At 60.5% G+C, this 24696-nt stretch carries 27 protein-coding genes and 1 pseudogene; 13 read left to right on the forward strand and 15 right to left on the reverse strand.

All coding sequences use genetic code 11. From position 1 onward, the window contains the following. Window positions 1-2: 2 nt before the first annotated feature. Entirely contained in the window at window positions 3-398 is a 396-nt protein-coding gene (msrB, locus tag R1A29_RS19475) for a peptide-methionine (R)-S-oxide reductase MsrB (RefSeq protein WP_438299291.1), read from the reverse strand. Between the two features lie 225 nt (window positions 399-623). Between msrB and R1A29_RS19480 the strand changes: the two genes are divergently transcribed. Both R1A29_RS19480 and htpX read left to right on the forward strand, forming a co-directional pair. Then, window positions 624-1835, forward strand: coding sequence for a pyridoxal phosphate-dependent aminotransferase (locus R1A29_RS19480; RefSeq protein ID WP_085710751.1), 1212 nt, complete (start codon window positions 624-626; stop codon window positions 1833-1835). Between the two features lie 304 nt (window positions 1836-2139). Beyond that, a complete protein-coding gene (gene htpX, locus R1A29_RS19485) occupies window positions 2140-3027 on the forward strand; it encodes a protease HtpX (protein WP_438299292.1) in 888 nt (295 codons plus the stop codon). Between the two features lie 54 nt (window positions 3028-3081). On the opposite strand, the gene R1A29_RS19490 is transcribed toward htpX, so the two are convergent. Next, window positions 3082-3738, reverse strand: a complete 657-nt coding sequence (locus R1A29_RS19490; RefSeq protein ID WP_438299293.1) for a thiopurine S-methyltransferase — start codon at window positions 3736-3738, stop codon at window positions 3082-3084. A gap of 102 nt (window positions 3739-3840) precedes the next feature. On the opposite strand from R1A29_RS19490, the gene R1A29_RS19495 reads away from it, so the two are divergent. Then, complete coding sequence (locus R1A29_RS19495; protein ID WP_438299294.1) at window positions 3841-4608, forward strand: DODA-type extradiol aromatic ring-opening family dioxygenase; 768 nt, start codon at window positions 3841-3843, stop codon at window positions 4606-4608. Between the two features lie 76 nt (window positions 4609-4684). On the opposite strand, the gene R1A29_RS19500 is transcribed toward R1A29_RS19495, so the two are convergent. Further along, the gene (locus tag R1A29_RS19500; protein WP_438299295.1) at window positions 4685-6358 is read right to left on the reverse strand and encodes a DEAD/DEAH box helicase; all 1674 of its coding nucleotides are present in this window, start codon (window positions 6356-6358) and stop codon (window positions 4685-4687) included. Between the two features lie 422 nt (window positions 6359-6780). Between R1A29_RS19500 and R1A29_RS19505 the strand changes: the two genes are divergently transcribed. Continuing rightward, a complete protein-coding gene (locus R1A29_RS19505; RefSeq protein ID WP_438299296.1) occupies window positions 6781-7572 on the forward strand; it encodes a crotonase/enoyl-CoA hydratase family protein in 792 nt (263 codons plus the stop codon). A gap of 3 nt (window positions 7573-7575) precedes the next feature. Here R1A29_RS19505 and R1A29_RS19510 read toward each other — a convergent pair whose 3' ends face one another. Beyond that, on the reverse strand, window positions 7576-8331 hold the full coding sequence (locus tag R1A29_RS19510) for a spermidine synthase (protein ID WP_438299297.1): 756 nt from the start codon (window positions 8329-8331) through the stop codon (window positions 7576-7578). A gap of 127 nt (window positions 8332-8458) precedes the next feature. Between R1A29_RS19510 and R1A29_RS19515 the strand changes: the two genes are divergently transcribed. Next, complete coding sequence (locus R1A29_RS19515) at window positions 8459-9805, forward strand: class II 3-deoxy-7-phosphoheptulonate synthase (protein WP_438299298.1); 1347 nt, start codon at window positions 8459-8461, stop codon at window positions 9803-9805. Here R1A29_RS19515 and R1A29_RS19520 read toward each other — a convergent pair. Together R1A29_RS19520 and R1A29_RS19525 are read right to left on the reverse strand one after the other, a co-directional pair. Continuing rightward, the gene (locus R1A29_RS19520) at window positions 9802-11049 is read right to left on the reverse strand and encodes a winged helix-turn-helix domain-containing protein (RefSeq protein WP_438299299.1); all 1248 of its coding nucleotides are present in this window, start codon (window positions 11047-11049) and stop codon (window positions 9802-9804) included. The two genes, R1A29_RS19515 and R1A29_RS19520, sit on opposite strands and share 4 nt — an antisense overlap. A 64-nt stretch (window positions 11050-11113) precedes the next feature. Beyond that, entirely contained in the window at window positions 11114-11329 is a 216-nt protein-coding gene (locus R1A29_RS19525) for a DUF1127 domain-containing protein (RefSeq protein WP_438299300.1), read from the reverse strand. Between the two features lie 97 nt (window positions 11330-11426). Here R1A29_RS19525 and R1A29_RS19530 point away from each other — a divergent pair, with 97 nt between their 5' ends. Then, window positions 11427-12281, forward strand: a complete 855-nt coding sequence (locus tag R1A29_RS19530) for a LysR substrate-binding domain-containing protein (protein WP_170931623.1) — start codon at window positions 11427-11429, stop codon at window positions 12279-12281. Here R1A29_RS19530 and R1A29_RS19535 read toward each other — a convergent pair. Then, window positions 12271-13019, reverse strand: a pseudogene (locus R1A29_RS19535) (sulfite exporter TauE/SafE family protein). The gene R1A29_RS19530 and the pseudogene R1A29_RS19535 overlap by 11 nt on opposite strands. A gap of 112 nt (window positions 13020-13131) precedes the next feature. Between R1A29_RS19535 and R1A29_RS19540 the strand changes: the two are divergent. From R1A29_RS19540 to R1A29_RS19550, 3 genes are all read left to right on the forward strand, one after another. Beyond that, on the forward strand, window positions 13132-14088 hold the full coding sequence (locus tag R1A29_RS19540; RefSeq protein WP_438299301.1) for a LysR family transcriptional regulator: 957 nt from the start codon (window positions 13132-13134) through the stop codon (window positions 14086-14088). A gap of 83 nt (window positions 14089-14171) precedes the next feature. Next, window positions 14172-14636, forward strand: a complete 465-nt coding sequence (locus R1A29_RS19545) for a MarR family winged helix-turn-helix transcriptional regulator (protein ID WP_134827664.1) — start codon at window positions 14172-14174, stop codon at window positions 14634-14636. 283 nt (window positions 14637-14919) lie between these two features. Next, on the forward strand, window positions 14920-15339 hold the full coding sequence (locus R1A29_RS19550; RefSeq protein WP_438299302.1) for an organic hydroperoxide resistance protein: 420 nt from the start codon (window positions 14920-14922) through the stop codon (window positions 15337-15339). 78 nt (window positions 15340-15417) lie between these two features. Here R1A29_RS19550 and R1A29_RS19555 read toward each other — a convergent pair whose 3' ends face one another. Further along, on the reverse strand, window positions 15418-15987 hold the full coding sequence (locus tag R1A29_RS19555) for an elongation factor P (protein WP_003226785.1): 570 nt from the start codon (window positions 15985-15987) through the stop codon (window positions 15418-15420). Between the two features lie 48 nt (window positions 15988-16035). Further along, complete coding sequence (gene earP / locus R1A29_RS19560; RefSeq protein ID WP_438299303.1) at window positions 16036-17178, reverse strand: elongation factor P maturation arginine rhamnosyltransferase EarP; 1143 nt, start codon at window positions 17176-17178, stop codon at window positions 16036-16038. A 124-nt stretch (window positions 17179-17302) separates the two neighbouring features. On the opposite strand from earP, the gene R1A29_RS19565 reads away from it, so the two are divergent. Together R1A29_RS19565 and R1A29_RS19570 are read left to right on the forward strand one after the other, a co-directional pair. Further along, window positions 17303-17710: a hypothetical protein gene (locus R1A29_RS19565; protein WP_438299304.1), complete on the forward strand. Its 408-nt coding sequence runs from the start codon at window positions 17303-17305 to the stop codon at window positions 17708-17710. A 2-nt stretch (window positions 17711-17712) separates the two neighbouring features. Continuing rightward, window positions 17713-18195: a GreA/GreB family elongation factor gene (locus tag R1A29_RS19570; protein ID WP_438299305.1), complete on the forward strand. Its 483-nt coding sequence runs from the start codon at window positions 17713-17715 to the stop codon at window positions 18193-18195. Between the two features lie 8 nt (window positions 18196-18203). Here the strand turns inward: R1A29_RS19570 and cysB are convergent, their stop codons facing one another. From cysB to R1A29_RS19595, 5 genes are all read right to left on the reverse strand, one after another. Then, a complete protein-coding gene (gene cysB, locus R1A29_RS19575; RefSeq protein WP_007955684.1) occupies window positions 18204-19178 on the reverse strand; it encodes an HTH-type transcriptional regulator CysB in 975 nt (324 codons plus the stop codon). Window positions 19179-19291: 113 nt separating this feature from the next. After that, window positions 19292-19795 (reverse strand): universal stress protein, encoded by a 504-nt coding sequence (locus R1A29_RS19580; protein ID WP_085710767.1) that lies wholly within the window; start codon window positions 19793-19795, stop codon window positions 19292-19294. Window positions 19796-19893: 98 nt separating this feature from the next. After that, window positions 19894-20799, reverse strand: coding sequence for a 5'-nucleotidase (locus tag R1A29_RS19585; protein ID WP_085730576.1), 906 nt, complete (start codon window positions 20797-20799; stop codon window positions 19894-19896). A gap of 22 nt (window positions 20800-20821) precedes the next feature. Beyond that, window positions 20822-21778, reverse strand: a complete 957-nt coding sequence (locus R1A29_RS19590; RefSeq protein ID WP_438299306.1) for a putative 2-dehydropantoate 2-reductase — start codon at window positions 21776-21778, stop codon at window positions 20822-20824. Beyond that, complete coding sequence (locus R1A29_RS19595) at window positions 21775-22161, reverse strand: thioredoxin family protein (protein WP_438299307.1); 387 nt, start codon at window positions 22159-22161, stop codon at window positions 21775-21777. The genes R1A29_RS19590 and R1A29_RS19595 overlap by 4 nt, the downstream gene beginning before the upstream one ends. Between R1A29_RS19595 and R1A29_RS19600 the strand changes: the two genes are divergently transcribed. Next, entirely contained in the window at window positions 22160-22603 is a 444-nt protein-coding gene (locus R1A29_RS19600) for a PilZ domain-containing protein (protein WP_085710771.1), read from the forward strand. The genes R1A29_RS19595 and R1A29_RS19600 overlap by 2 nt on opposite strands. 129 nt (window positions 22604-22732) lie before the next feature. Further along, window positions 22733-23809, forward strand: a complete 1077-nt coding sequence (locus tag R1A29_RS19605; RefSeq protein ID WP_011335309.1) for a 3-deoxy-7-phosphoheptulonate synthase — start codon at window positions 22733-22735, stop codon at window positions 23807-23809. A 70-nt stretch (window positions 23810-23879) separates the two neighbouring features. Here the strand turns inward: R1A29_RS19605 and R1A29_RS19610 are convergent, their stop codons facing one another. After that, window positions 23880-24161, reverse strand: coding sequence for a GNAT family N-acetyltransferase (locus R1A29_RS19610; protein ID WP_007955658.1), 282 nt, complete (start codon window positions 24159-24161; stop codon window positions 23880-23882). Between the last annotated feature and the right edge of the window lie 535 nt (window positions 24162-24696).

The following is a 24696-nucleotide window of genomic DNA, read 5'->3' on the forward strand; positions in this document are numbered from 1 at the left end:
GGTTATTCGCGCGGCACCAGGTCCAGGCACACCGAGTTGATGCAGTAACGCAGGCCAGTCGGCGGCGGGCCGTCGGGGAATACGTGGCCGAGGTGCGCGTCGCAGCGGGCGCATTTCACTTCGGTACGGATCATGCCATGGCTGGTGTCGCGGATTTCGGCCATCGCGCTCTCGCCGATCGGCGCGTAGAAGCTGGGCCAGCCGCAACCGGAGTCGAATTTGGTCCTGGAATCGAACAGCGGCTCGTTGCAGCAGACGCAGTGATAGACGCCGTCGGTCTTGGTGGCGTTGTACTTGCCGGAGAACGGTCGCTCGGTAGCACTGAGACGACACACGTTGTATTGCTCCGGGTCGAGCATCTCGCGCCATTCGTCCAGGGTCTTTTCTATCTTATCCATCATCACACCTCAGCGGCTGAAAAAGCCCGATCTGTACCTTTTCCACGGATCGGGCGGCACGTATGATTGCGCCTCGTCACACGCCAGTCTGGCAGCGGGATCCTGCGCATTCAAACGGATTGTTGGAAACCGCCGCTCAAGACGCTTGCCTGTGTGAAGACGCAGGATTCCCAGCACGGTTGTCCATTCGCCGCCTGGATCGTTCATTTTCGGGATCACATCGCCATGCAGTTCAGCAAATCGAACAAGCTCGCCAACGTCTGCTACGACATTCGCGGCCCGGTGCTCAAGCACGCCAAACGCCTGGAAGAGGAAGGCCATCGCATCCTCAAGCTGAACATCGGCAACCCGGCGCCCTTTGGTTTCGAAGCGCCGGACGAAATCCTCCAGGATGTGATCCGCAACCTTCCGACCGCCCAGGGCTACAGCGACTCCAAAGGCCTGTTCAGCGCGCGCAAGGCCGTGATGCAGTACTACCAGCAGAAGCAGGTCGAAGGTGTCGGCATCGAGGACATCTACCTGGGCAACGGCGTGTCCGAACTGATCGTGATGTCGCTGCAGGCCCTGCTCAACAACGGCGACGAAGTGCTGGTGCCGGCACCTGACTACCCGCTGTGGACCGCCGCCGTGAGCCTGGCCGGCGGCAACGCCGTGCACTATCTGTGCGACGAAGGCGCCGACTGGTTCCCGGACCTGGCCGACATGAAGGCCAAGATCACCCCGAACACCAAGGCCATGGTGATCATCAACCCGAACAACCCGACCGGCGCGGTGTATTCGAAGGAAGTGTTGCTGGGCATGCTGGAACTGGCCCGCCAGCACAACCTGGTGGTGTTCTCCGACGAAATCTACGACAAGATTCTTTACGACGACGCCGTGCACATCTGCACCGCTTCTCTGGCGCCGGACCTGCTGTGCCTGACCTTCAACGGTCTGTCGAAGTCGTATCGCGTGGCGGGTTTCCGTTCCGGCTGGATCGCCATTTCCGGGCCGAAGCACAACGCCCACAGCTACATCGAAGGCATCGACATGCTGGCCAACATGCGCCTGTGTGCCAACGTGCCGAGCCAGCACGCGATCCAGACCGCACTCGGCGGCTATCAGAGCATCAACGACCTGGTGCTGCCGCAGGGGCGCCTGCTGGAGCAGCGCAACCGTACCTGGGAATTGCTCAACGATATTCCCGGCGTGAGCTGCGTGAAGCCAATGGGCGCGCTGTATGCGTTCCCGAAGATCGACCCGAAGATCTGCCCGATCCACAACGACGAGAAATTCGTCCTCGACCTGCTGTTGTCCGAAAAGCTGCTGGTGGTTCAGGGCACGGCCTTCAACTGGCCATGGCCGGATCACTTCCGCGTCGTGACCCTGCCCCGGGTCGATGACCTGGACATGGCCATCGGGCGCATCGGCAACTTCCTCAAGTCCTACCGCCAGTAACCTCTCACGGATGCGCAACGAGCCTTTCGTTGCGCACTGTCTGATTCAGCAACACTTCTGCCCTGCCCCCTTCCGTACGCCTTCTACACTGTCGATTCGTACCGATCACGCGCGCTCGAAGCAATGGCCGTGGGTGGCGCACGCCTGTCGTTTACGTCGGCTCGGAGCGTGGAGAATGTCCTGCGCACCGAACAATCCGATGCAGGACACAGTTTGAAATAGTCACCCGGTTGAATCGCCCGGTGCCGCACCTTATATACCCCGCAGTACGCTACATCTTTAGCTTGAGGAGATTTCTACAACCATGATGCGCATCCTGCTGTTTTTGGCCACTAACCTGGCGGTCGTGCTGATAGCCAGCATCACCCTGAGCCTGTTCGGCTTCAACGGGTTCATGGCGGCCAACGGGGTTGACCTCAACCTCAGTCAGCTGCTGGTTTTCTGTGCAGTCTTTGGTTTTGCCGGTTCCCTGTTCTCGCTGTTCATCTCCAAGTGGATGGCGAAGATGAGCACCAGCACCCAGATCATCACCCAGCCGCGCACCCGCCACGAACAATGGCTGCTGCAAACCGTCGAGCAACTGTCCCGGGAAGCCGGGATCAAGATGCCCGAAGTCGGGATCTTCCCGGCCTACGAAGCGAACGCCTTCGCCACCGGCTGGAACAAGAACGACGCACTGGTCGCCGTCAGCCAGGGTTTGCTGGAGCGTTTTTCGCCCGATGAGGTGAAAGCGGTGCTGGCCCACGAAATCGGCCACGTGGCCAACGGTGACATGGTCACCCTGGCGCTGGTCCAGGGTGTGGTAAACACCTTCGTGATGTTCTTCGCTCGGATCATCGGCAACTTCGTTGACAAGGTGATCTTCAAGAACGAGGAAGGCCAGGGTATCGCGTACTACATCGCGACCATCTTCGCCGAACTGGTTCTGGGCATCCTGGCCAGCGCGATCGTGATGTGGTTTTCGCGCAAACGGGAATTCCGTGCCGACGAAGCCGGTGCCCGCCTTGCCGGCACCAGCGCGATGATCGGCGCCCTGCAACGCCTGCGTGCCGAACAGGGCCTGCCGGTGCACATGCCTGACACCCTGAACGCCTTCGGCATCAACGGTGGCATCAAACAGGGGTTCGCCCGCATGTTCATGAGCCACCCGCCGCTGGAAGAGCGTATCGACGCCCTGCGTCGTCGCGGCTGATCAGCCGCGCTCCAACAGAAAGGCCCGCAGTGATGCGGGCCTTTTTTGTGCCTGTTACTGACCGGCCAGCCGGTATACCCGCTCCTCCAGCCTTGTCACTCCCGCCTGCAGGAACTTCCCGCTTTCGCTCAGCACGTCCTTTTCCTCCATTGCCTGCACCGTCCAGTCACCACCGAACAGCCGCCGCACCTCGGCATCTGTCACTGCAAACGGTGGTCCGGACATCTGAGCCTGATCGTAATCCAGCGTGATCAGCAACCCACGCAGGCCAGTCGGCAGGACATTCTGCAAATGTGCCGCATAGCGCTCGCGCATCGGCGCCGGCAAGGCAATCAGCGCCGCGCGGTCATACAGCGCCGTGCAATCGGCCACATCGCTCGCGGACAACGCGAAGAAATCCCCGCACCACAACTCGATCGCCCCGGCCCGATAGACTTTGAAGCCACCCTCTTCGCTGATTTGCGGCTGTAGTTGCTGCTCGCGAAAGAAATCCTCGAGAGCCTTCTCGGACAGCTCGACACCGAAAACCCGATGCCCCTGACCGGCCAACCACAGCAGATCCAGGCTTTTCCCGCACAACGGCACCAGCACCCGCGACTGCGCCGGGATTGCCAGATCGGGCCAATGCCGCTGCAAATACGGGTTCACCTCGGGCTGATGAAAGCCGATCTGGTTCGATTCCCACTTCTTGTGCCAAAAATCCGGCTGCATGCATCCTCCCAAGAATTCGATCAAATAGCGTTAAAACTTATATTGGAATTAGATCAATGATCTGACTGAAGATGAGCCATCTTAACGCTCAGGAACCCTTCCATGTTTCCCAGCCTGTTTATCTCTCACGGCTCGCCCATGCTGGCGCTGGAGCCCGGCGCCAGCGGCCCTGCCTTGACGCGCCTGGCCGCCGAATTGCCACGCCCGAAAGCCATCGTCATCGTTTCCGCCCATTGGGAAAGCCATGAGCTGCTGGTCAGCAGCCATGCGCAACCGGAAACCTGGCACGATTTCGGCGGTTTTCCCCGTGCGTTGTTTGAAGTGCAGTACCCGGCACCTGGCAATCCGCAGCTGGCCCGCGAAGTCGCCGAGCTATTGACCACCAACAACCTGCCGGCACGCCTCGACCCGCAACGCCCCTTCGACCATGGCGTATGGGTGCCACTGTCGCTGATGTATCCGCAGGCCGACATCCCGGTGGTTCAGGTGTCCTTGCCGAGCCGTGGCGGCCCGGCGTTGCAGACCCGGGTCGGTCATGCACTGGCCAGTCTGCGCGATCAGGGCATTCTGCTGATCGGTTCCGGCAGCATCACCCATAACCTGCGGGAACTGGACTGGCACGCCGGCCCGGAAAGCGTCGAGCCGTGGGCTCGGGACTTCCGCGACTGGATAGTCGACAAGCTCGCAGCCAACGACGAAACCGCCCTGCACGCTTACCGCCAGCAGGCACCGAACGCCGTGCGTAGCCATCCAAGTGATGAACATCTGCTGCCGCTGTACTTCGCCCGTGGCGCCGGCGGCGAGTTCAGCATTGCGCACCAAGGATTCACCATGGGCGCACTGGGCATGGACATCTACCGCTTCGGCTGAAGCCCAAATCGCAGGCAAAAAAATCCCCGAACCAGTCGGGGATTTTTTATGTTCGATCAATCAGCCCGGGGGCGGATCAATCTTCGCGGTAGCGACGCAGTTTCAGCTGCTTGCCGGCAACGCGAGTGTCCTTCAGCTTGGCCAGGAGCTTGTCCAGACCATCTTCCGGCAGCTCGACGAGGCTGAAGCTGTCACGCACCTGAATGCGACCGATGGCTTCACGTGCCAGACCACCTTCGTTGAGGATGGCGCCCAGCAGGTTCTTCGCCGCGATACCATCACGCGCGCCCAGCGCGGTACGGCAACGGGCACGGCCTTCGCCCAGCGGCATCGGCGCACGACGCTCGCGGTCACCACGGTCCGGACGATCACCGGAACGCTCAGGACGGTCGCCACGTGGAGCGCTGTTCGGCACCAGTGGACGTTCCTTCTCGATCGCTGCCAGGTTCAGCGCCTGACCATTGGTGGCCTTGCGCAGCAGCGCGGCAGCCAGGGCACGCGGGGTGCAACCGATGTCGGCGGTCAGGCGATCCAGCAGATCACCGTGAGTCGATTCGGCGTCAGCCACCAGCGGCGACAGGCTGTTGGTCAGTTTCTTGATGCGGGCATCGAGAACGGCCTGGGCGTCCGGCAGACGCACTTCGGCAACTTTCTGACCGGTCACACGCTCGATAACCTGCAGCATGCGGCGCTCACGCGGAGTCACCAGCAGCAGCGCGCGGCCTTCGCGACCGGCACGGCCGGTACGGCCGATACGGTGCACGTAGGATTCCGGATCGTACGGCATGTCCACGTTGAAAACGTGGGTGATGCGCGGTACGTCCAGACCACGGGCGGCAACGTCGGTCGCCACAACGATGTCCAGACGACCATCTTTCAGCGAGTCGATGACGCGCTCACGCTGGTTCTGGGCGATGTCGCCGTTCAACGCTGCGGCTTTGTAGCCTTTGGCGTCGAGGGCGCTGGCCAGATCCAGGGTCGCTTGCTTGGTGCGCACGAACATGATCAGAGCGTCGAAATCTTCCACTTCCAGCAAGCTGAGAACGGCAGAAGTTTTCTGGTCAGCGTGAACCAACAGGTGAGCCTGTTCGATCGCGGTAACGGTCTGGGTCTTGCTCTGGATCTTCACGTGCTTTGGATCGCGCAGGTGACGCTCGGCGATGGCACGGATCGATTGCGGCAGGGTCGCCGAGAACAATACGGTCTGACGGGTTTCCGGCATGGCCTTGAAGATGACTTCGAGGTCGTCCATGAAGCCCAGTTTGAGCATTTCGTCTGCTTCGTCGAGAACCAGGTGGTTCACGGTCTGCAGCACTTTTTCGTCGCGACGCAGGTGGTCGCACAGACGGCCCGGAGTGGCGACAACGATCTGTGCGCCATTACGGATTGCTTTCAATTGTGGGCCCATCGGCGCGCCGCCGTAGACAGCCACAACAGTTACGCCCGGCATTTGCTTGGCGTAGGTTTCGAAAGCGGTTGCAACTTGTAGCGCCAACTCACGAGTTGGGGCCAGGATCAGAGCTTGCGGCTCGCGCTTGGACGGATCAATGCGGTGCAGGATAGGCAGGGCAAAGGCAGCGGTTTTACCGGTACCGGTTTGCGCCTGACCAATCATATCGTGACCGGCGAGGATGATCGGGATCGACTGCTGCTGAATGGCCGAAGGCTCTTCATAGCCGGTAGCGACTACTGCAGCGACAATATTGGGATGAAGTTCAAGAGCGGCGAAGCCGCCGATTTCCTGGGTCATGGGTCTGCCTCTAAGTGCATCCGCAAAGACCCATGCTCCAAAGCTGCACATGCCGTGTTGAGACTCAAGAGTCGCCCTGGCAGCTTTGTCGGCGGGGATTTGCGAAAACGAATGAATGAAAAAGAATCGTCAAGGAAGAGCCCGCAGTGCGGACGTGCAGCCGAAGCTGACTTCGGGGAATTGCGCTACCTAAACGCGGCCCGGTTAAAGGCCGGCGCGCACTATACCGGAATTTGCCCAAAAAGGGAGCTTTTTTTATCGGTGAAATACAGTTGTCACCGCTGTGTAACGGGGTTTTGCGGATAATCGGGCAAAGGTCTATTTTTCAAAGACCCCGGCCCTGCGGGCGATGGCGCTTAAACGATTCACCGATGTGCGGCATCTGGTCGCTGCACCCTTTCTTCCCGTCCGAGGAAACACCCATGAATCAGCCCTGCCCCGGCCGCGTCAGTCGTGCGCGCCACGGCCACGTCCATTTGATCGGTCTGGACCGTGCAGCCAAGCGCAATGCCTTCGACCTCGATTTGCTCAACGACCTGGCCCTGGCCTACGGCGAATTCGAGGCCGACAGCGACGCGCGAGTGGCGGTGGTGTTCGGGCATGGCGAGCATTTCACCGCCGGACTTGATCTGGTCAACGCCAGTTCCGCCCTCGCCCAGGGCTGGCAGGTGCCGACCGGCGGCTGCGATCCCTGGGGCGTGTTCGTCGGGCCGCGGGTCAGTAAACCGGTGATCGTCGCCGCGCAGGGTTATTGCCTGACCATCGGCATCGAGCTGATGCTCGCCGCCGACATCAACTTGTGCGCCAGCAACACCCGCTTCGCCCAAATGGAAGTGCAGCGCGGGATCTTTCCGTTCGGCGGTGCAACGCTGCGCTTTCATCAAATCGCCGGCTGGGGCAATGCCATGCGCTGGCTGCTGACCGGCGACGAGTTCGATGCCCATGATGCGTTGCGCCTGGGGCTGGTGCAGGAGGTCATGGCCAGCGAAGACTTGCTGCCGCGCGCCATCGAACTGGCGGAACGGATTGCCCGACAGGCGCCATTGGGTGTGCAGGCGACGCTGATGTCGGCGCGTCAGGCGCGCTATGAAGGCGAGACCGCAGCGGCGCAGGGTTTGCCGCCGCTGGTGAAGAAGTTGCTGGCAACCGAGGATGCCAGGGAAGGTGTGCGTTCGTTGGTGGAACGCAGACCTGGTGACTTCAAAGGCGTTTAAGACTCAAGTTGCGGGACGGATGCAATTGATCAACGACTGCAACGAGTAACCCAGCTTCGGCGCCAGCGCTTCAGCTCGCGCGGTAAGCGCCTGCATGTCCAGCGCCTGATCGAGATCCGCCGGCACGATCAGAATCACGTTGCCCTCCTTCACCGGCAACTCCCAGTAATGTCGGTGATAGAGCCCCCGCAACAACGCCGCCCCCAGCGGCTTGCCGTCATCGGTGGCCCACTGGTTGATCACCAGCCAGCCACCGGGATTCAGACGTTTCTGACAGTCACCGAGGAAATTCCACGCAAGGTGCGCGGCGCCCGGGCCGACATCGGTGTAGAGGTCGACGAAAATCAGATCCGCCGGTTCGGCCGTCGGCAGCAGTTCAATTGCATCGCCAACGCGGATGTACAGACGCGGATCGTCATCCAGCCCAAGGTATTCGATGGCCAGACGCGGCACGTCCGGGCGCAGCTCGATGGCTTCGACATCTTCCAGCGGCAGGAACTTGAGGCAGGCCTGGGTCAGCGTGCCGGCGCCAAGGCCGAGAAACAACGCGCTCTCCGGTTGCTCATGGCACAGCGCGCCGATCAGCATCGCCCGGGTGTAGTCGTACTCCAGCCAGCTCGGGTCGGCGGTAAACACACAGCTTTGCTCGATGGCATCGCCGAACTCCAGAAAGCGGTAGTCGGCCACTTCCAGCACGCGAATCACGCCGAACTCATCCTGTACCTCGGCGAGCAACAGCTCGACGCGCTCCTCAGTCATTTCGTCTCCAGATCATTACCGCAATGGCACTGTGGCAAAGCGGCGATTGTCGGCGAAGCGGCGGGAGCAGGTCACGCACTAATTGCTGCTAACATGGCCGTCCGTGCGTAGAACCTTAGAGACCGTGATGAGCCAACCCTGGAGCCCTGACAGCTGGCGCGCCCTGCCGATCCAGCAACAACCCCGATACCCCGACGCCGCGCACCTGCGCCAGGTCGAGCAGACTTTGGCCAGCTATCCGCCGCTGGTGTTTGCCGGCGAAGCGCGGGAGCTGCGTCGTCAGTTTGCCGAAGTCACCCAGGGCCGGGCGTTCCTGCTGCAGGGCGGCGACTGCGCGGAAAGCTTCGCCGAGTTCTCCGCAGCGAAGATCCGCGACACCTTTAAAGTGTTGCTGCAAATGGCGATCGTCATGACCTTCGCCGCCGGTTGCCCGGTGGTCAAAGTCGGGCGCATGGCCGGCCAGTTCGCCAAGCCGCGTTCGGCCAACGACGAGACCATCGACGGCGTGACCCTGCCGGCCTACCGGGGCGACATCGTCAACGGTATCGGCTTCGATTCCGCCAGCCGCGTACCGGATCCGGAGCGTCTGCTGCAGTCCTATCACCAGTCCACCGCCACCCTCAACCTGCTGCGTGCCTTCGCCCAGGGCGGTTTCGCCGACCTGCATCAGGTGCACAAGTGGAACCTCGATTTCATCGCCAACTCGGCGCTGGCGGAGAAGTACAGCCACCTCGCCGACCGCATCGATGAAACCCTGGCGTTCATGCGCGCCTGCGGCATGGACAGCTCGCCGCAATTGCGCGAAACCAGTTTCTTCACGGCCCACGAAGCGCTGCTGCTGAACTACGAAGAAGCCTTCGTGCGCCGCGACAGCCTGACCAACGATTACTACGATTGCTCGGCGCATATGCTGTGGATCGGCGACCGCACCCGTCAGCTCGACGGCGCCCACGTCGAATTCCTGCGCGGGGTGAACAACCCGATCGGGGTGAAAGTCGGCCCGAGCATGAACCCCGACGACCTGATCCGCCTGATCGACGTGCTCAACCCGGACAACGATCCGGGTCGCCTCAACCTGATCGCGCGGATGGGCGCGAACAAGGTCGGCGATCACCTGCCGGCGCTGATCCGCGCGGTACAGCGCGAAGGCAAGCAGGTGCTGTGGAGTTCCGACCCGATGCACGGCAACACCATCAAGGCCAGCAGCGGCTACAAGACCCGCGACTTCGCACAGATCCTTGGCGAAGTGAAGCAGTTCTTCCAGGCCCACGAAGCCGAAGGCAGCTACGCCGGCGGCATCCACATCGAAATGACCGGGCAGAACGTCACCGAATGCATCGGTGGCGCACGACCGATCACTGAAGATGGTTTGTCGGATCGCTATCACACCCACTGCGACCCACGGATGAACGCCGATCAGTCGCTGGAACTGGCGTTCTTGATTGCCGAGACGCTGAAACAGGTCAAACGCTAAATAGCGATGATGTTGGCTCGGTGGTTTTCGACTTGAGCCAACGTCACCCGCAACCGGTCGGCACTTTCCCGCTGGCAATTGAGCTGCACCTGCTCAAGCCCCAGCCAATCCGCCATCCGCCGCAGGTTCAGCGCCAAGGCCAGCATCCCCGCGTCGTCCAGACCCGTTTCTTCCTCGTGTACCGCATGCACTGCCAGGCGCCCGGCCACCCGTTCGGCACGCAGATCGACCCGCGCAGCAATCCGTTCGTTGTGCAGAAACGGCAGCACGTAATAGCCGTAAACACGTTTGTCCTGCGGCGTGTAAATCTCCAGTCGATAGCGGAAATCGAACAGCCGCTCGGTCCGGCTGCGTTCCCAGATCAGTGAATCAAACGGCGACAGCAATGCACTGGCCTCGACCTTACGCGGGATTTTCGGCTCGGGCAGGCAATAGGCGATCTGGCGCCAACCGGCGACTTCACAGGTCAGCAGTTGCCCGTCCTCGACCAGTTCGGCCAGACGCGGGCGGGCATCGGCAGGGTTCAGGCGGAAGTAATCGCGCAGGTCTTTTTCCGTGCCTACACCCAACGCCTGCGCTGCATGCAACAGCAAACCGCGCTGCGCCTCGGCCTCATCGGGCAATGGTTGTTGCAGCACGGAGGTTGGGATCACTCGCTCCGGCAGGTCATAAAGCCTTTCAAAGCCACGGCGCCCGGCCACGGTGACTTCACCAGCGGCAAACAGCCATTCCAGCGCATGCTTCTCCGCGCTCCAGTCCCACCATGGCCCAGCCTTTTCTTCACGGGTCGACAGGCTGCCGGCGCCCAGTGCGCCCTGCTCCTCGACCGACGCCAGTACCCGGCGAATGGTGTCCTGTTGCTCACGGCCGAAACGTGCCAGTTGCTGATAAATGTCTTCGCCGCGTCTGGCCCGCTGCATGCGCCAGCCCATCAACGGGTACATCGACAGCGGCAGCAACGACGCTTCATGGCCCCAGTATTCGAACAGCGAACGGCGTCGCCCCGAACTCCAGGCAGCCTGGTCGAGCAAGTCAGCAGAATAGGAACCGAGACGGGAAAACAGCGGCAGGTAGTGCGAGCGCACCACGGCGTTGACGGAGTCGATCTGCAACAGGCCGAGGCGTTCGATCAGCCGGTTGACGTGCAGGGCTTTGACAGCCGGCGGCTGGCGCCCGTGAAACCCTTGGGCAGCCAGTGCCAGACGTCGAGCCTGTTTAAGGGAAAAGGACAAAGTCGCGGGCATGTGTACCTCCATGTCTGCTCGCAACCTACCTCACTACAAAGTGGTTTGTGTAGCGATGGCTTCATCATTTATGCATCGGATCGTCCCAGAACGGCCGAATCGCTTCATGTTCGACATCGGCACGGCTGACCCCGATGTCCTTCAATGCCTCGTCGCTCAGACTGGCGAGCAGTTCGCGTTCACGGTGAAGTTCGTACCAGCGGCTAAACTTGTGCAGCAAATCGGAAATCAGATGGACCGGGATTCGTTCATCACTCACATACAGTTTTTGACCTTTCATCGTGTTGCCTCCTTTTTGGGATGGCTCAAGTCTCGCGCCGGGGCTACGATCAATCCAACGAATGTTTCTGATGGCATGCATCACGGAGATTCATCAATTGTCGGCGTACCCCAGTATCGATACCGATGTGCTGCGTACCTTTGTCGCGATTGCCGATCAGGGCGGTTTCACCCGCGCCGGCGAAATGGTCAACCGCACCCAATCGGCCGTGAGCATGCAGATGAAGCGTCTGGAAGAGGACGTGTTGCAGCGCCAGTTGTTCGAGCGTGACGGGCGTCAGGTGCGCCTGACCGCTGAAGGCCAGGTGTTGCTCGGCTATGCGCGGCGCATCCTGAAACTGCACAGCGAAGTGTTCAACACCCTGCGTGAACCGCACATGGTCGGTACGGTGCGGATCGGTACGCCGGACGATTACGTGATGCGTTTTCTGCCGGGGATCCTGTCGCGCTTCGCTCAGTTCTATCCGTTGATCCAGATTGAAGTGCACTGCGAGTCGACCCGACAGTTGCTGCAACGCACCGACCTTGATCTGTCGATCGTCACCCGCGAGCCGGGCAACGAGATTGGCCAGTTGCTGCGCAAGGAGCGCTTCGTCTGGGCCGAGGCGCAAAACTTCAGCGCCCACGAGCAGACGCCGTTGCCGCTGGCGATGTTCAACAGTGATTGCTTCTGTCGCCTGTGGGCCTGCAATGCGCTGGACGCCATGGGCCGCGAATATCGGATCGCCTACAACAGCACCAGCCTTTCGGCATTGATGGCAGTGGTGAGCGCGGGTCTGGCGATCACCGCGCAACTGGAAAGCCTGATAACACCGGACCTGCGGATTCTCGGCGCCGCCGAAGATCTGCCGCTGCTTCCCGAGGCCAGCATCATGCTGATCCGCAACCTGAACAATCCGTCGCCAATCACCGAGTGCCTGGCCGAGCACATCGTCGAAGGCTTCAAACTTTAAAGGCGAGCATCACCGCACACAGCACCAGGAACCCGCAGAACAGCCCGCGCAGGAGTTTTTCCGGCATCGCGTGGGCCACTTTCACGCCCCAACTGATGCTGGCCAGACCGCCGATGGCCAGCGGCAGGCCGATCATCCAGTCCACCTCGTGATGCACCGCGTACGTCACCAGCGTGACACCGGTGCTCGGCAATGCCAGCGCCAGCGACAGGCCTTGAGCGACCACCTGAGTGGTGCCGAACAGGCTGGTCAGCACCGGCGTCGCCACCACTGCCCCGCCGACCCCGAACAAACCGCCCATGGTGCCGGACGCCGCGCCCAGCACGCCCAGCCACGGCCATGAATAACGCATCTCTGACGTCGCTGCCGGACGTGCGCCGAACATGCGTACCAGGTTGTAGGCCGACAACGCCACAAGGAACGCGACAAAACCGATGCGCATGGTTTGCGCGTCGATGCCCACGGCCCAGATCGAGCCGATCCACGCAAAACAGAATCCCATCACCGCCAACGGCAGCGCGTGCCGGAGTTCGATGCGGTTGCGCTGGTGATAACGCCACAGCGCCAGCATCACGTTCGGCACCACCATCACCAGCGCCGTGCCTTGGGCGATCTGCTGATCGAGGCCGAACCACACGCCCAGCAGCGGAATGGCAATCAAGCCGCCACCGATGCCGAATATCCCCCCAGGGTGCCAAGGGCGGCGCCAAACAACAGGTACAGCAAAAACTCGATCACAGCAGAATTCCTCATACGTCAGGCGACCCATCCTACGCAGTCGGCGCTGGCACGGAAACGCACAGCAACGCACAATGGCTGTGCCAAATTCGCATAGGCAGCCAGCCGATTCATGAATCCCAATCAATTGACCGAACAACTCGGGCTGTTCCTCGACGTACTGGAGAGCGGCAGTTTTTCCGCCGCCTCACGTCGACATCCGCTCACGCCTTCGGCCGTCGCCCGGCGTATCGACAGTCTGGAAAGCGCGGTCGGCAGTCAGTTGTTCATCCGCAGCACGCATGCGGTGCGCGCCACACCGGCCGGCCTGGCATTTGCCGAACGGGCGCGGCGAATCGTTGCCGAGCTGCGGCTGGCACGCGCCGAAGCGGTGTCACTGAGCAGCGCGCCGGAAGGCCTGATTCGGGTGGATGCGCCGGCAGCGTTCGGACGGCGGCACCTGGCGCCGGTAATTGCCGATTTTCTGGTGCTGTATCCGGGCCTGGACGTACAACTGCATCTGATCGACAGCTTTGTCGACATGGACGGCTCGAACCTGGGCAAGGTCGATCTGGTATTGCGCGCCGGGCAAATGGCCGACACCCGACTGGTGGCCACGCCGCTGGCGAGCATGGTGCGCATCGCGTGCGCCAGTCCCGACTACCTCAAGCGTCGGGGCGTGCCGAGCGAGCCAGCACAATTGGGCGAACATGACGGCCTCGATTGGGATGGCCTTGCCCCGCCCTTCGCCTGGCGTTTCGAGCAGGATGGGCAGATGCAGTTGCACCGTCCGGCACGCATTCGCATGAGCGCCAACAACGCCGAGGCCTTGGTCTGCGGTGCGCTGGCGGGACTCGGGATCGCGCATCTACCGACCTGGCTGGCCAGCGAATACCTGTTGCGTGGCGAGTTGCTTCCGCTGTTCTGTGAAAACGGCCTGCCGAAACCGGAGAGCACCGGCATCTACGCGCTGCGGCTGGAACAACAGGCCAGCTCCCGCAGCCGCCTGCTGCTGGAATACCTCAAGACCCGTTTCAGTCCCGTGCCACCGTGGGATCTGGCGTTGCAACGAGAACTTGGCCGGCACTGACCGATTCGCCACCGGGCACAATTGTCTGGCGCATTAAAGATTCGAGCGCTAGATTCATCTGCATCACCGTTCAAGGCACCGACATGACCACCGACCGCAACACCACCGACCACTGCGAAGAGCTGCTGCTCGACAATCAGGCCTGCTTTGCCCTGCATTCCACTTCGCTGATGATGACCAAGGTCTACAAGCCCTTGCTGCAAGCACTTGGCCTGACCTATCCGCAATATCTGGCGATGATGGTGCTGTGGGAGAAGGATGGTCTGACCGTCGGAGAAATCAGCACGCGCCTACTGACCGATCCGGGCTCGCTGACCCCGCTGCTCAAGCGTCTGGAAGGTGAAGGACTCTTGAGCCGGACCCGCAGCCGTGAGGATGAACGGGTGGTGATCGTTGAACTGACTGCACAGGGACGCGCGCTGAAAGACAAGGCTCGAACCGTTCCGCCATGCATCCTGGGCGCCAGTGGCTTCACGCTGGAACGCCTGCAAAACCTGCAAGCCGAATTGCAGGCCTTGCGTGGTCATCTGCAGGACAGCCTGACCTAAGCCTCCTCCTCTTCCCTGCAGGAGCAGCCTCGCACCTGCAGGGAAATCGCATTTTTCTCTGTTTCACCCCCCTCCCCCGAAATTTTTTCTCTCGTTTCTCTCTCAAAAAAGCCTTTCATATCAAAAGCTTGAGATCGCATTCCGAGCTGATCCACGTCTCGCTTCCGTGCTTTCGCAAAATTTTATCTTGCGCACTAAATATTAGCGAAGTACATTTACTTCGCACCTAGTTAGCGCGCAAACAATTAGCGCAACAAACCACACATTCGACGAGGCTCACACCATGCAAACTCTCTACACCGCAATCGCAACCTCCACCGGCGGCCGTGACGGTCGTGCGATCTCCAGCGACAACATCCTCGACGTCAAACTGGCCACTCCGAAAGAACTCGGTGGTGCCGGCGGCGCGGCCACCAACCCTGAGCAACTGTTCGCTGCCGGCTACTCGGCCTGCTTCATCGGCGCCCTGAAATTCGTCGCCAGCCAGACAAAACGCAAAATCCCGGACGACGCGTCGATCACCGCTCACGTCGGCATCGGTCAGATTCCTGGTGGTTTCGGTCTGGACATCGACCTGCACATCGCCCTGCCGGGCCTGGAACAGACTGACGCGCAAAGCCTGGTCGACGCGGCCCACCAGGTCTGCCCGTACTCCAATGCCACCCGCGGCAATGTCGATGTACGCCTGCATGTGACCGTGTAACTGCCCGGCAGCAAAAATCGCAGGCACAAAAAAGCCCGACTCAATGGTCGGGCTTTTTCTTTCCGCAAAAAGCAGTGCTTATTTGGCACGGCCTTTGTAGGAACCGCCTTCGCGGGTATCGATCTCGATCATGTCGCCGATTTCGATGAAGTCAGCAACCGACAGCTCGGTACCGTTCTTCAGTTTGGCAGGCTTCATCACCTTGCCGGAAGTGTCACCGCGAGCGGAACCTTCGGTGTAGTCAACCTGACGCACGATGGTGGTCGGCAGCTCTACGGAAACCAGACGCTCTTCGAAGAACACGGCTTCGCAAACGTCGGTCATGCCTTCTTCAACGAAAGGCAGAACGCTTTCGATGTCTTCGGCGTTCAGTTCGTACATGGTGTAGTCAGTGGTGTCCATGAACGTGTAGGTGTCGCCGCTGATGAAGGACAGGGTCGCTTCTTTGCGGTCGAGGATCACGTCGTCCAGCTTGTCGTCCGCACCGTAAACGGTTTCGGTCTTGTAACCGGTCAGCAGGTTCTTCAGCTTGGTCTTCATGATCGCGCTGTTACGGCCCGATTTGGTGAATTCAGCTTTCTGAACCAGCCAAGGATCGTTGTCGATACGGATCACGGTACCGGGTTTGAGTTCTTTACCAGTTTTCATTGCGAATATCCGAATTTGGATGGGATTTACAAAAATCTAGGCCGCGTATCATATCCAATTTCGGTAAAACTGTACCAGCGCCGTCGCAAGATCGGCCCGCAAGGCCTGTTCCAGACACCATGCTTCGGCATTTTCCTGCAGTTCGGGCCAGTATTTACGGGCCTCAAGCCAGTGCTGGCCGATAGGCTGCCCGGCACTCCAGGCCCGCCAAAGACCGTTCATCGCCTCGGCAGCGGCGGGCGAAAGGCCTTTTCCGTAGAGCGCGAGGAAGGCATCGAGCTTGTCCAGATGGATATCTTCGTCCTGCTGATAAATGTGCCACAGCATCGGACGACCGGCCCACTGCGCACGGACAAACGAGTCCTCGCCGCGCACCGCGTTGAAATCGCAGCACCACAGCAATTGATCGTATTGATCCTGACGGACGAACGGCAGCACCTGCACGGTGAGCGCCTGACGCACATTGAAGTCGCCCACCGCCAGCGACTCGATTCCGAGCCAGCGCGCGACATCACCGAGTATCCGCCCTTCCGGCACCAGCAGATGAGTCGGTGTCGAATCAGCGGCGAGCACATCCAGCCAGCTGGCGAGCCCGGCATTCTCGTAGGCGAACAGCGAAATCAGTTGTGCGCCGGGTGCAGGAGCGACCCCCAGGGCTTGCAGGAATTGTCGCTGCGACTCGGGATCCTGCTGAAACCGCCGACGCCGATCCAGCAATCCGCTTTCACGCAACAGTCCGCCAGTGCCGGCCTGGAACCCCGGGAAGAAAAAGATCTTCTGCACGGACTTGTACTTCACCGAAGGCAGACCGTGGCAGCCAACCACCCAGTCCTCGGCGCTGAGATAGTCGAGGTTCATCCACAATGGCGGCTTTTCCCGCTCGGCCATGGCGTCCATGTAGGCGCCCGGCAACTGGCAGGCGAACGCGGCGATGACCACGTCGGCTGCGTCGGTTACTGGCCATTCTGCCGGCCAGTGCCGGACGTCAACACCCTGCTGCCATTGCGCATCGAGATGGATATCGAGTTCCGGGCAAATACGCTCGAACGCACGCAGATCATCGACCCACAGCCGCACCGCCAGCGCATGCTCGGCCGCCAGTTGCCGGGCCAGACGCCAGGTCACGCCGATATCGCCATAGTTGTCGACCACGGTGCAAAAGATGTCCCAGCGGGTTTTCGGTTGCGGCATTCAAGACTCCCGTTGGCAAAAGCGGCGATTGTCCGCATAAATGTCCGCGTGCAGAAGAGCCGACGACAATTAATCTTCGTGCGACAATCGCCACTTGCCCGCAATCATCCGCCAGGAGGCAGCCATGCCCTACCGCCCTAACACGCGTCGTCCCTTGCCTGTCCAGCTTAGCGCGCTGCAATTGACCGGCAGCATTGCCCTGGGTCTGTGGCTGGGTTTCCTGGCCATTGCGCTGACATGCTGGCTCGCTTCGATGCTGTTCAGCCGTCAATTGCAACCGGTGGCGGACGCAGTGCAACAACTGAGCAAGCCAGCGGTAGTCGCCCAGCCACAATCAGAACCCGAGCCGCAAAACCGCCTGTTCGAGCAGTACGAAGAAAACCTGCGCAAGAACGAACAGCAGAATCGCCTGGATCAGGCCCGCAGCAGCACGCGCAACCAGTCAAACCCTAAATGCCAGTTCTGGCTCCAGCAGGATCAGACGGCCCCAAGCGAAAAGAGCCGCGCCAACGTCCTGCAATTCTGCGATTGATCATGAACAAGCACGCCGTCCACCAACTGATTCTCGACAAACTGCGCGTCGACCTCGATATCGCCGAACGCGCGGCACAAACCGCTTACGAAACCGCGACTCACGAAGAGAACATCGCCGAAAACAAGTACGACACCCTGGGGCTTGAGGCGTCGTACCTGGCGGCCGGGCAAGCGAAACGGGTCGAGGAGATCCGCCAGTCACTGGCGGTCTGCCAGAACCTGACGCTTCGGCCCTATGACGATCAACGCGGGATTGAAATCGGCGCCCTGCTCGGTCTGGAAGACGAAAGGGGTCGCGAGCAATGGCTGTTTCTGGCGCCGGATGCGGCGGGCCTGAAAGTCGATGTGGTCGGTCAGCCGGTCACCGTGATCACCCCACGCTCGCCGCTGGGCAAAAGCCTGCTGGGCAAGTTCGAGGGTGATGAGGTGGAGATTCTGGTGGCGGGCACCCGGCAACAGTTCGCTGTCACCGAGGTGCTGTAGACAGGGGCTTAGTGAACCGGCAGTTCAACGCCTTCGAACAGCTCTTCCAGTTCCTGCTTGTTGTGGCACTGGATGGCCTTGGCCATGACTTCGCGGGTCAGGTGCGGTGCGAACTTCTCGATGAAATCGCACATGAAGCCACGCAGGAAAGTGCCGCGACGGAAACCGATCTTGGTCACGCTGGACTCGAACAGTTCGCTGGCATCGAGCACCACCAGGTCGTTATCGAGTTTGGTATCGACGGCCATTTTCGCCACGATGCCGACACCCAGCCCCAGGCGCACGTAGGTTTTGATCACGTCGGCGTCGGCGGCGGTGAACACCACTTTCGGCGTAAGGCCGCGATGGCTGAAAGCTTCGTCGAGTTTCGAACGGCCGGTGAAACCGAACACGTAAGTCACGATCGGGTATTCGGCCAGTGCTTCGAGGGTCAGCTTCGGCAGCTTGGTCAGTGGGTGGCCCTGAGGCACGACCACGCAGCGGTTCCAGCGGTAGCACGGCATCATCACCAGATCGCCGAACAGCTCCAGCGCTTCGGTGGCAATGGCGAAATCCACGGTGCCGTCAGCGGCCATTTCGGCGATCTGCATCGGCGAACCCTGGTGCATGTGCAGCGCCACGTCGGGGTATTGCTTGATGAAATTGCTGATCACCGGCGGCAGTGCATAACGTGCCTGGGTGTGCGTGGTGGCGATCGACAGGGTGCCTTTTTTCTCGTTGGAGAATTCCTGGGCGATCTGCTTGATGCTTTCGACCTTGCGCAGAATCTCACCGGCGGTGGTGATGATCCGCTCGCCGGCCGGGGTGACGCGGGTCAGGTGTTTGCCACTGCGGGCGAACACTTCGACGCCCAGTTCGTCTTCCAGCAGACGGATTTGCTTACTGATGCCCGGTTGCGAGGTATAGAGACTTTGGGCTGTAGCGGAAACGTTGAGGTCGTGGTGCGCCACTTCCCAGATGTAGCGCAATTGTTGAAGCTTCATATGAATCCCTCAAAGCAGGTAGACGCCACGGGCATCAGCGACGGTATATAACTATATTAATGGTTTGAAGAATAAATCTAGAACTTTTTTATCAAAACGCCATTATTACCGCCTCAGCGATCCTCCCGGCGCCGACGTTCCACCAGCGGCACCATGTAAACCGGCACCTTGGACAATTGCAGCAATCGCGTCGCCGTGCGCCCCAACGGTGTTTCCGCCCCGACCCCGTGGCTGTGACTTCCTACGATCAGCAAATCGACGGAGAGTTTCTGGACCTGGTCGAGAATCACCTGCGACGGATCGCCCTGCAGCACCCGCACCGCACGAATCCTCAGCAGATCCTGCTCGCCCTCGTCCCCCAGCTCTTCACGAAAACTGTCGAGCACCCGCTGCTCAATATTCGCGATGACGGTTTTCAGACCCTGACTGTGAAATTCGTTCAACGCCTGTTCGTCGAGATAGCTCTGCAACACCGACTCGGCAAACAGCCCCATGGGTTCCACCGCGTGCACCACATACAAGTCGGCATTGAATGTTCGGGCCATCGCCAGGGCATGCTGCATCACTAACGGTGCGTACAGACCGAGGTCAGTGGCATACAGCATCGAACGAATCATATGACCTCCTCGCAAGCCAACATGGCGGAGATTTGATTCAGCTTAGCAGTGCCTTGGCGAGTACGACGTGCGACGCAACGTCTTGAACCACGTGGGCTTTAGACCGCCGGTTCGTTGCTGATGCCGTGGGGGACATGGCCGGTGGCAACCACCTCCCGGGCCAACTCGCAGTGACCGGCCTGATCGTCGAAAAACACGTCGGCGGCAAAGGCTTCGAGGAATGCCGACTTCGTCAATCCGCCAAGGAACAGTGACTCATCCAGGCGGATATCCCACTCGCGCAAGGTGCGGATCACCCGTTCGTGAGCCGGCGCCGAACGCGCGGTGACCAGTGCGGTGCGGATCGGGCAGTTATCGTCCGGGAACTCACGCTGCAACAGATTGAGCGCTGCGAGGAAGCCCTTGAACGGCCCGCCACGCAACGGTTCGCGAGCGGATTCACGCTCCTTGGCCTGGAAGGCTTCGAGGCCGCCGGACTGATAAACCCGCTCCGACTCGTCGGAAAACAGCACCGCATCACCGTCGAAGGCGATGCGCAATTCATCGCTGGCCGCACGGCTGGCGCCACCGGAAAGAATGGTGGCCGCCGCAAAACCGTTGTCCAGCGCCGAGCGCACGTCCTCAGCATGAGTGGAAAGAAACAGGTCGCAGCCGAACGCCTTGAGATAAGGATAAGGACTGCGCCCGCCGACAAACGCCGCACGGGAAATCGCCAGGCCGTAATGATCGATCGAGTTGAACACCCGCAGGCCGGTATCGGCACTGTTGCGCGACACCAGAATCACCTCGACCCGGGCACGGCCGAGGCGACTGTTGAGGTTGAGCAGCTTTTCCACCAGCGGAAAGGCATCGCCCGGCGCGAGGATTTCGTCTTCGTGCTCAATCTGATATTGCCGATAGGCCTCGACGCCACTCGACAGGTAGACCTTGTGACTCTCGCTCAGATCGAACAGGGCACGGGACGAAATCGCCAGCACCAGTTTGTCATCGATGTTCTTGGCCATGCCTTTCCCCCGCTCTACCGGTTCAAACGTTGCGCCGGTCAATGAATCCCAACGTACGATACAACGTCTCGATTCGCGGCAGTTCACAACCTGCCGCTTTTGCCGCCGCCAAAGGTCGAGCGTAGATGGCGTCCAGTTCCAGCGGTCGCTTGTGCAGAAAATCGTGGTACATGCTCGGCCAGTAGTCGGGCATTTTCTCGGTCATCATGAACAGGTACTCGGCGTAACCGGGCGGCATATCATGGCCACAGGCCTTGGCGCCCTGCACCACTTCGACCATCAGCGCCTGGATCTGCGCGCGGCTGTCGGCATCGGCCATCAGCGGCGTGGTGCTCGCCCCGAGCAATACCGAAAGACCATTGTAGGGAATGTTCCAGACCAGTTTCTGCCAGCGAGCCTGATGCAGGTTCGGCATGGCCTGGGAGTCGATGCCGGCGGCACGGAACAGACCGACGCCCTCCTCGACGACCGCCATGCGCGCCACATCATCGGCTGCCGTTCCGCTGTGATAACCGACGTTCACCGCCCCCAGCGCCTGATGGGTAATGTGGCCCGGACCTTCCCGGTGAACGCAGATCAGGCACAGGCCGCCCAGCAAGTGCAGGGAATCGGGCAGCAACTCCCGCAGGCTGTCTTCCACGTCGAGGCCGTTCTGCAGCACCAGCACTTTCGCGTCGGGTTTCGCCGCGTGAATGATCGACGGCGCCAGGCCAGCGTTGCTGGTGGTTTTGGCACCAACGAGTAACCAGTCACAGGGCGGCATGTCCTCAGCCGATGAATAGGCCTGCACCGGGTTCAGCGTCAGTGTGCCGTGAACCGCGCTGTCCACCTGCAATCCGCGCTCGGCGACCGCGGAAAACTCGCTGCGCAGCAAAAAGTGCACATCGAATCCGGCCCGGGCCAGCATCAAGCCGTAGAACCCTCCGATTGCGCCGGTGCCGATAATTCCCACGACCGGTTTATTCACTGCCCCCATCACGGCAACTCCTCTGCAATTCGACCCAGCGCCTGCGCCACGGCTGCGTTCAGCTCAGCGGCATTCAGGCGCGTGTGTACTGCCCCAAAGAACTCGCCGTCGCGCACCACGAACAGCGCCGGCAAATGAAAGACCTGATAACGCTCGACCAGACCGCCGCTGTTGCCGGCGTCGATCCAGCACAGGCGATCGACTGCCAGATCCAGCCCCGGCAACACTTCGCGGGCATAACGGCAACTGGCGCAGCCGACACTGGTAAAGATCACCAGCGAAACGCCGCTCATCGCCAGCAGCCGTTGGTCGGCGTCGAAATCGGTCAGTTCGGATTCGAACACTATACTGGGGGAAACAATGTCAGATGGCCGACACAGGGAGTCTGTGCTCATGGGACGGTTTATTCCTCATCCGGATGATGTGCCCGTCGAATTAACGTTGCTCAAACCTGAGTGCATTTCGCGGCAACAGCTGCACACTATCAGCCTCGGCGGCATCGCTTGCAATTACCACCGCGCCTGGCGTCATGGCACCGCATTGCAGGTGCGCATGCCGACGCTCAATGCCGACATCTGTTATCCGGGCTATGTGGCCTGGTGCCTGCGACGCAAGAAAGGCTATCTGGTGGGCATCGCCTTCACCGACGAACAGACCCTGTTCAGCGCCCGAATGGGTGAGCAGGTGTGTCAGATCGAACGCTATTGCCGACTCAACGACGCTCACGACGACCTTCAGGATATTCAGGCCCTGGCCCTGCAATGGGTCGAACAGCACGCCGACGAGTTCTCCCACGACACCGTTCGCAAGGCTTTTGCGCAACCCGTGCTGGACTGAACAGTGACTTGCCCATTGTCGACAGGCGCCTGACGCGCTAAGGTTCGGCTCCCCGACGCGCTTAAATCTGCTGTGCTCCGCCGCGCGGGGATCGCTGGCGGCCGGCATCCGTGACCTGACGAGTAAACGATGGCTGATTTACCGATCAACGACCTAAACGTCGCCTCCAACGAGACCCTGATCACTCCCGATCAGCTCAAGCGTGATATCCCTCTGAGCGACGCTGCCCTGCGCACCGTCACCAAGGGTCGCGAAGTCATCCGCAACATTCTCGATGGCACCGACCATCGTCTGTTCGTGGTGATCGGACCTTGCTCGATCCACGACATCAAGGCTGCCCACGAGTACGCCGACCGCCTGAAGGTGCTGGCGGCGGAAGTGTCGGACACCTTGTATCTGGTCATGCGCGTGTACTTCGAAAAACCGCGCACCACCGTCGGCTGGAAAGGCCTGATCAACGATCCGTACCTGGATGACTCGTTCAAGATCCAGGACGGTCTGCACATCGGTCGCCAGTTGCTGCTGGACCTGGCCGAGAAAGGCCTGCCGACCGCGACCGAAGCCCTCGATCCGATCTCCCCGCAATATCTGCAGGATCTGATCAGCTGGTCGGCCATCGGCGCCCGCACCACCGAATCCCAGACCCACCGCGAAATGGCTTCCGGCCTGTCCTCGGCGGTCGGCTTCAAGAACGGCACCGACGGTGGCCTGACCGTGGCGATCAACGCCTTGCAGTCGGTCTCCAGTCCGCACCGTTTCCTGGGCATCAACCAGGAAGGTGGCGTGTCGATCGTCACCACCAAGGGCAACGCCTACGGTCACGTGGTGCTGCGCGGTGGCAACGGCAAGCCGAACTACGATTCGGTCAGCGTCGCCCTGTGCGAACAGGCGCTGAACAAGGCGAAGATCAAGCCGAACATCATGGTCGATTGCAGCCATGCCAACTCCAACAAGGATCCGGCCCTGCAACCGCTGGTGATGGAGAACGTCGCCAACCAGATCCTCGAAGGCAACCAGTCGATCATCGGCCTGATGGTCGAGAGCCATCTGAACTGGGGCTGCCAGGCGATCCCGAAAGACCTCGCCGACCTGCAATACGGCGTTTCGATCACCGATGCCTGCATCGACTGGTCGGCCACCGAAAACACCTTGCGCAGCATGCATGCCAAGCTCAAGGATGTCCTGCCGAAACGTCAGCGCGGCTGACAGCTGTTTCGCAGGCATAAAAAAACGCCGGGCATTGCCCGGCGTTTTTGTGTGTGCGGTGTGAGGTCAGTCAGATCTTGGCGGTGCGCCGCTGATGACGCTCCATGTAGCGCTCCACGTAGGAGCACGACGGGATGACCGTGTAGCCCATTTCATCGGCGTACTGCAGTGCCCGCTCGGTCAGGGCTGCCGCGATGCCTCGGCCACGCAATGCGTTGGGCACGAAGGTGCGGTAGATATCCAGGGTCTGTTTCCCCAGATCCATATAGGTCAGGTAGGCACGATGACCGTCCACATTGGTCTCGAACTGATGACCAGCCTGGTCATGGTGGATGGACAACGCCTCGCTCATCACTACTCCTCGCGGGTCTCGAATGCTGACCCCTACCTTACCGATGTTTTCCCGGCGAAGGAACATCTACGCCACCCCGTGCCTGATGGACACCGAGAAGAACTGCACCGATCTCGCGCAACCCGAGCACGTATCAAATAGTAGGCACCAATGACGAAAATGCTCAAGGCACACTCGTCATCAGGCTGATTGACGGGGCAGTTCCGGTGGACTCAGAACTGGCTTGGGAGAAGCACCTCCCGCGCCGAAAGGCTGAACATCGCCGGATGTTGAGACTTAAGACGTGCCTGGTTTTTTAAAGTCACCTGAACATGGACAAAGATATGCGGGGTGTCACGCAAAACCGGAACAAAAGTGTAGACGTATCCATATAGGTGGACATTAGCCAAGAACGGTAAAACAGCAGCTGACAACGGGAACTTTTTCTCAATAACTCGCTCACGGTGGGCCTTACAGCTGAATATTTTTTATACAGCCCTCCTAAAAGTTGCTCGAAAAAGAATCAACGCCTACAATTTTTTTTGCTTCTTGCCTT

Source organism: Pseudomonas sp. NMS19W, assembly GCF_051554255.1.
GTDB classification, from domain to species: Bacteria; Pseudomonadota; Gammaproteobacteria; order Pseudomonadales; family Pseudomonadaceae; genus Aquipseudomonas; species Aquipseudomonas kribbensis.

What these genes read in the sequence shown, in the direction of transcription:
- earP (WP_438299303.1), bottom strand. Translation starts at nt 17,178, where the DNA reads ATGCCGCAACCGAAAACCCGCTGGGACATCTTTTGCACCGTGGTCGAC.
- R1A29_RS19555 (WP_003226785.1), bottom strand. Translation starts at nt 15,987, where the DNA reads ATGAAAACTGGTAAAGAACTCAAACCCGGTACCGTGATCCGTATCGAC.
- R1A29_RS19580 (WP_085710767.1), bottom strand. Translation starts at nt 19,795, where the DNA reads ATGATTCGTTCGATGCTGTATGCCACTGACCTCGGTCTGTACGCACCG.
- R1A29_RS19600 (WP_085710771.1), top strand. Translation starts at nt 22,160, where the DNA reads ATGGGACGGTTTATTCCTCATCCGGATGATGTGCCCGTCGAATTAACG.
- R1A29_RS19585 (WP_085730576.1), bottom strand. Translation starts at nt 20,799, where the DNA reads ATGGCCAAGAACATCGATGACAAACTGGTGCTGGCGATTTCGTCCCGT.
- R1A29_RS19610 (WP_007955658.1), bottom strand. Translation starts at nt 24,161, where the DNA reads ATGAGCGAGGCGTTGTCCATCCACCATGACCAGGCTGGTCATCAGTTC.
- R1A29_RS19550 (WP_438299302.1), top strand. Translation starts at nt 14,920, where the DNA reads ATGCAAACTCTCTACACCGCAATCGCAACCTCCACCGGCGGCCGTGAC.
- msrB (WP_438299291.1), bottom strand. Translation starts at nt 398, where the DNA reads ATGGATAAGATAGAAAAGACCCTGGACGAATGGCGCGAGATGCTCGAC.
- R1A29_RS19595 (WP_438299307.1), bottom strand. Translation starts at nt 22,161, where the DNA reads ATGAGCACAGACTCCCTGTGTCGGCCATCTGACATTGTTTCCCCCAGT.
- R1A29_RS19520 (WP_438299299.1), bottom strand. Translation starts at nt 11,049, where the DNA reads ATGCCCGCGACTTTGTCCTTTTCCCTTAAACAGGCTCGACGTCTGGCA.
- R1A29_RS19605 (WP_011335309.1), top strand. Translation starts at nt 22,733, where the DNA reads ATGGCTGATTTACCGATCAACGACCTAAACGTCGCCTCCAACGAGACC.
- R1A29_RS19570 (WP_438299305.1), top strand. Translation starts at nt 17,713, where the DNA reads ATGAACAAGCACGCCGTCCACCAACTGATTCTCGACAAACTGCGCGTC.
- R1A29_RS19565 (WP_438299304.1), top strand. Translation starts at nt 17,303, where the DNA reads ATGCCCTACCGCCCTAACACGCGTCGTCCCTTGCCTGTCCAGCTTAGC.
- R1A29_RS19490 (WP_438299293.1), bottom strand. Translation starts at nt 3,738, where the DNA reads ATGCAGCCGGATTTTTGGCACAAGAAGTGGGAATCGAACCAGATCGGC.
- R1A29_RS19480 (WP_085710751.1), top strand. Translation starts at nt 624, where the DNA reads ATGCAGTTCAGCAAATCGAACAAGCTCGCCAACGTCTGCTACGACATT.
- R1A29_RS19510 (WP_438299297.1), bottom strand. Translation starts at nt 8,331, where the DNA reads ATGACTGAGGAGCGCGTCGAGCTGTTGCTCGCCGAGGTACAGGATGAG.
- R1A29_RS19525 (WP_438299300.1), bottom strand. Translation starts at nt 11,329, where the DNA reads ATGAAAGGTCAAAAACTGTATGTGAGTGATGAACGAATCCCGGTCCAT.
- R1A29_RS19500 (WP_438299295.1), bottom strand. Translation starts at nt 6,358, where the DNA reads ATGACCCAGGAAATCGGCGGCTTCGCCGCTCTTGAACTTCATCCCAAT.
- cysB (WP_007955684.1), bottom strand. Translation starts at nt 19,178, where the DNA reads ATGAAGCTTCAACAATTGCGCTACATCTGGGAAGTGGCGCACCACGAC.
- htpX (WP_438299292.1), top strand. Translation starts at nt 2,140, where the DNA reads ATGATGCGCATCCTGCTGTTTTTGGCCACTAACCTGGCGGTCGTGCTG.
- R1A29_RS19540 (WP_438299301.1), top strand. Translation starts at nt 13,132, where the DNA reads ATGAATCCCAATCAATTGACCGAACAACTCGGGCTGTTCCTCGACGTA.
- R1A29_RS19545 (WP_134827664.1), top strand. Translation starts at nt 14,172, where the DNA reads ATGACCACCGACCGCAACACCACCGACCACTGCGAAGAGCTGCTGCTC.
- R1A29_RS19495 (WP_438299294.1), top strand. Translation starts at nt 3,841, where the DNA reads ATGTTTCCCAGCCTGTTTATCTCTCACGGCTCGCCCATGCTGGCGCTG.
- R1A29_RS19505 (WP_438299296.1), top strand. Translation starts at nt 6,781, where the DNA reads ATGAATCAGCCCTGCCCCGGCCGCGTCAGTCGTGCGCGCCACGGCCAC.
- R1A29_RS19515 (WP_438299298.1), top strand. Translation starts at nt 8,459, where the DNA reads ATGAGCCAACCCTGGAGCCCTGACAGCTGGCGCGCCCTGCCGATCCAG.